Annotated in this window: 4 protein-coding genes; 2 read left to right on the top strand and 2 right to left on the bottom strand. The window is 71.9% G+C overall.

Translation table 11 applies throughout. From position 1 onward, the window contains the following. Positions 1-554 precede the first annotated feature (554 nt). The gene (locus AB0B48_RS32410; protein ID WP_357208297.1) at positions 555-1613 is read right to left on the bottom strand and encodes an aldo/keto reductase; all 1059 of its coding nucleotides are present in this window, start codon (positions 1611-1613) and stop codon (positions 555-557) included. An 86-nt stretch (positions 1614-1699) separates the two neighbouring features. Here AB0B48_RS32410 and AB0B48_RS32405 point away from each other — a divergent pair, with 86 nt between their 5' ends. After that, positions 1700-1870 carry a hypothetical protein gene (locus AB0B48_RS32405; RefSeq protein WP_357208294.1) on the top strand — a complete coding sequence of 57 codons (171 nt, stop codon included), beginning with the start codon at positions 1700-1702 and terminating at the stop codon, positions 1868-1870. A gap of 72 nt (positions 1871-1942) precedes the next feature. On the opposite strand, the gene AB0B48_RS32400 is transcribed toward AB0B48_RS32405, so the two are convergent. Beyond that, the gene (locus AB0B48_RS32400; RefSeq protein ID WP_357208300.1) at positions 1943-2455 is read right to left on the bottom strand and encodes an HIT domain-containing protein; all 513 of its coding nucleotides are present in this window, start codon (positions 2453-2455) and stop codon (positions 1943-1945) included. A gap of 164 nt (positions 2456-2619) precedes the next feature. Here AB0B48_RS32400 and AB0B48_RS32395 point away from each other — a divergent pair, with 164 nt between their 5' ends. Continuing rightward, the gene (locus tag AB0B48_RS32395; protein WP_357208291.1) at positions 2620-3360 is read left to right on the top strand and encodes a D-Ala-D-Ala carboxypeptidase family metallohydrolase; all 741 of its coding nucleotides are present in this window, start codon (positions 2620-2622) and stop codon (positions 3358-3360) included. The last annotated feature ends 191 nt before the right edge of the window (positions 3361-3551 follow it).

Genomic DNA, 3551 nt, shown 5'->3' with positions numbered 1-3551 from the left:
TGTATTCATGTCTAGCTCCGCTACCAGCCAGCCGGTGGTGCACCCCGCCGGCAGTGCCCGTCTCTTGTGGACTGCTCTGGCGACCGTTGCCGCGCCTCCCCTAACCTCGCCCTGCCCTGCCCTGCCCTGCCCTGCCCTGCCCTGCCCTGCCCTGCCCTGCCCTGCCCTGCCCTGCCCTGCCCTGCCCTGCCCTGCCCCCAGCGATCTTGCACTTCCGGTTGCCGATATGTCGCTACTGCGGCGTAAGTACCCGCAGTAAGTGCAAGATCGGCGGAAGTTGCAGCGGCCTTCGGGTCGATCATGCAGTTGTGGTGGGCGAAAGGTTGTTTGGTGCCCGGTTTGTGCGGCACCACAACTCCTTGATCGACGCGGGCAGGGCGGCACGGGGCGGGGCGGCACGGGGCGGGGCGGCACGGGGCGGGGCGGCACGGGGGCGGGGCGGCACGGGGGCGGGGCGGCACGGGGGCGGGGCGGCACGGCGCAGCACGAGGCAGCACGGCGCGGCACGCCCTGTGCCGTGGGTGCGGGCTTGGGTGGGCTTCTGTGGGACCTGGTTACGGGTGGACTGTGGGGTGGATGGGGCGGGGCCAGTGGGGGCGGTCGGCGTCGCGCAGGGCCGCGGTGCGGACGGCGGCGAGCTGACGCTCCACCTCGACGAACTGGTCCGCCGGCAGTGGGCCCCGGTGCAGCGCGGCGGCGTTCTCCTCGACCTGGGCGACCGTACGGCAGCCCGGGATCGGGATGGTGCGACCGCTGCGCGCCCAGATCCAGCCCAACGCGCCCTGGGCGAGGGTGCGTCCGTCGGCGGTGAGCGCGGCGCGGACCGCGCCGACCCGCCGCAGCCACTCCGGTGCCGGCCGGCCACCCCGGAACCACTCCAACCAGCCCGGAGCCAGTCCGCGTACGTCGTCGCGGGGCAGCGTCGACGCGGCCGTGTACTTGCCGGTGAGCAGCCCCATCCCGAGCGGGCCCCGGTTGACGCTGGCCAGGTCGTACTTGTCGCAGACGGCAAGCAGCTCGGGAGCGTCGCGCAGCACCGACAGGGCGTGTTGCACGGCGGTGCCACCGGCGGCGGCGTGCCCGAACGCGGCAGCCCGGTCGGTGCGGTCGGTGCTCCACCCGTACGCGCGGATCAGGCCCTCGGCCACCAGGTCCTCGCAGGTCCCGATCAGCGCCTGCGCCCTCGGCACCGACAGATCGGCCAGGTGCAGCTGATAGAGGTCGATCCGGTCGGTGCCCAGCCGGCGCAGTGAGGCGGTCACGGCCTTGCGCAGGTATCCGGGCGACGCGTCCTCGCCGGTGGCCTGACGGCCGGCCTCGTCGAAGGTGTAACCCCACTTGGTGGCGATCACGGCGTCGTCGCGGCGACCGGCGAGCGCGCGGCCGAGCACCCGCTCACCGTGCCCGGCCCCGTACGTGTCGGCGGTGTCGAAGAGGGTGATGCCCAGTTCGAGTGCCCGGCGTACCGCCCGCACCGACTCGTCGTCGTCGACAGCACCCCAGCCCAGTGGCTGGGCGCCCTCCGCCCAGGGCCCGCCGATCGCCCAGCACCCCATACCGAGGGCGCTGACCTCGATGCCGCTGCGCCCCAACACCCGTGTCGTGACTGCCATCGGCCGATCGTGCCACCTTCGGCGGACCGGGGCGTAGCAGATCGGCGGGCGGACACGCGGGCGCACGGGGACGGTCACGGTGCGGCATGATCAACGCTGTACGACGGCTCGGGGTCGACATCGGCGCAGTGATCATCGAGCCGGCCGACGACGACGCGGACACCTCGTTCTTCGGCGCGCACCACCTGCGTACCCCGGCCGTCGTCGGAGCGTTCGGCCCGGCGTTCGACACCGGGTGGAGAGCTGGTCGGGGCTGACCCCGCTGCTGCGCGCCAACTAGCCGGACCGGCGCAGAGGTCGCGCGACCGGCGCGGCGCGGCCGGCGTCGGTCAGGACGGCCAGGCGCGGGCGAACAGGTCCCGGGTGTCGCCGAGCAGCTGCGGCAGGACCTTGGTGCGGCCGATCACCGGCATGAAGTTCGCGTCGCCGCCCCAGCGCGGCACCACGTGCTGGTGCAGGTGAGCGGCGATGCCGGCGCCGGCCACCCCGCCCTGGTTCATGCCCAGGTTGAAGCCGTGGGCGTTGCTGACCTTGCGGATCACCCGCATCGCGGTCTGGGTGTACGACGCCAGCTCGGTGGTCTCCGGCACGTCCAGGTCCGTGTAGTCGGCGACGTGACGGTAGGGGCAGACCAGCAGGTGCCCAGGGTTGTACGGGTAGAGGTTGAGCACCACGAACACGTGCTCGCCCCGGGCCACCACCAGGCTCTCCTCCGGAGGCAGCTTCGGCCCCCGGCAGAAGGGACAGCCGGTGGGCTTCTCGTAGCCCTCGGCCGGGCGGTCCTCGCCGGAGATGTAGATCATGCGGTGCGGCGTCCAGAGCCGCTCCAGACCGTCCGCCATGCCGTCACTGTCCGTGTGCCGTTCCACCCCTGTCACGAGCCGATCCTACGGAGCCCCGCGGGCATGCCGCGACACCCGCCGTCGGGAAACCCGGCATTGCAAGTTCTTGACGGATCAAGGCGAAGGCATGAAACTTCCATCCATCCACGTACTTCCATGCATTGATGGAGGGCTACATGTACCGACGGCTCGGCAGGTTCCTCGCGGCACTGGCGATGACCGCCGCCACCACAGTGGCCGGCGTCACCCTCACTGCCGGCGCGGCCCAGGCGGACGGCTGCTACACCTGGGGACGCACCCTGTCCCAGGGGGCGTCCGGCGAGGATGTCCGGCAACTCCAGATCCGGGTCGCCGGCTACCCCGGCTACGGCGCGGTGCTCACCCTGGACGGCGCGTACGGCCCGGCCACCCGATCGGCGGTGATCCGCTTCCAGCAGGCGTACGGGCTGCCCGCCGACGGCATCGCCGGCCCCCAGACGTTCAACCGGCTCTACGCCCTCCAGGACGACGACTGCACCCCGGCCAACTTCAGCTATTCCGAGCTGAACAAGTGCAACAGCGACTGGTCCGGCGGCGCGGTCTCGGCGAGCACCGCCCGGTTCAACGCGCTCGTCTCGATGTGGAAGCTCCAGGCCATGCGGCACGCCCTCGGCGACGTGGGCATCGCGATCAGCAGCAGCTTCCGCAGCTACGCCTGCAACAGCGCCGTCGGCGGAGCGTCGAACAGCCGACACCTGTACGGCGACGGGGTGGACCTGGTCGGCTCCCCGTCGTTCTGCCGGCTGGCGCAGCAGGCCCGCAACCACGGCTTCGGGCAGATCCTCGGCCCCGGCTACCCCGATCACAACGACCACACCCACGTGGCGGCGGTCGGAGGCTGGTCAGCGCCGAACTGCGGCATCTGACACCTCACGCCGGCCGGCCTCCCGCCGTCGGTCCCACCCACGCCAGCCTCCCGGCGTCGGTCCCACCCGCGCCGACCTCCCGCGCCGACCTTCCGCGCCGGCTTCCGGGCGAAGATCGCGCCCGAACATGGAAGTAGTGGGCAACCATAACCGGGGTGGCACAAAAAAAGGCATAGAACAAGAAAAAACGG

This window comes from Micromonospora sp. NPDC049089, assembly GCF_040648775.1.
Taxonomy (GTDB): domain Bacteria; phylum Actinomycetota; class Actinomycetes; order Mycobacteriales; family Micromonosporaceae; genus Micromonospora.
The sequence above is the reverse complement of the archived record's forward strand: the minus strand, read 5'-3'. Positions and strand labels throughout refer to the sequence as shown.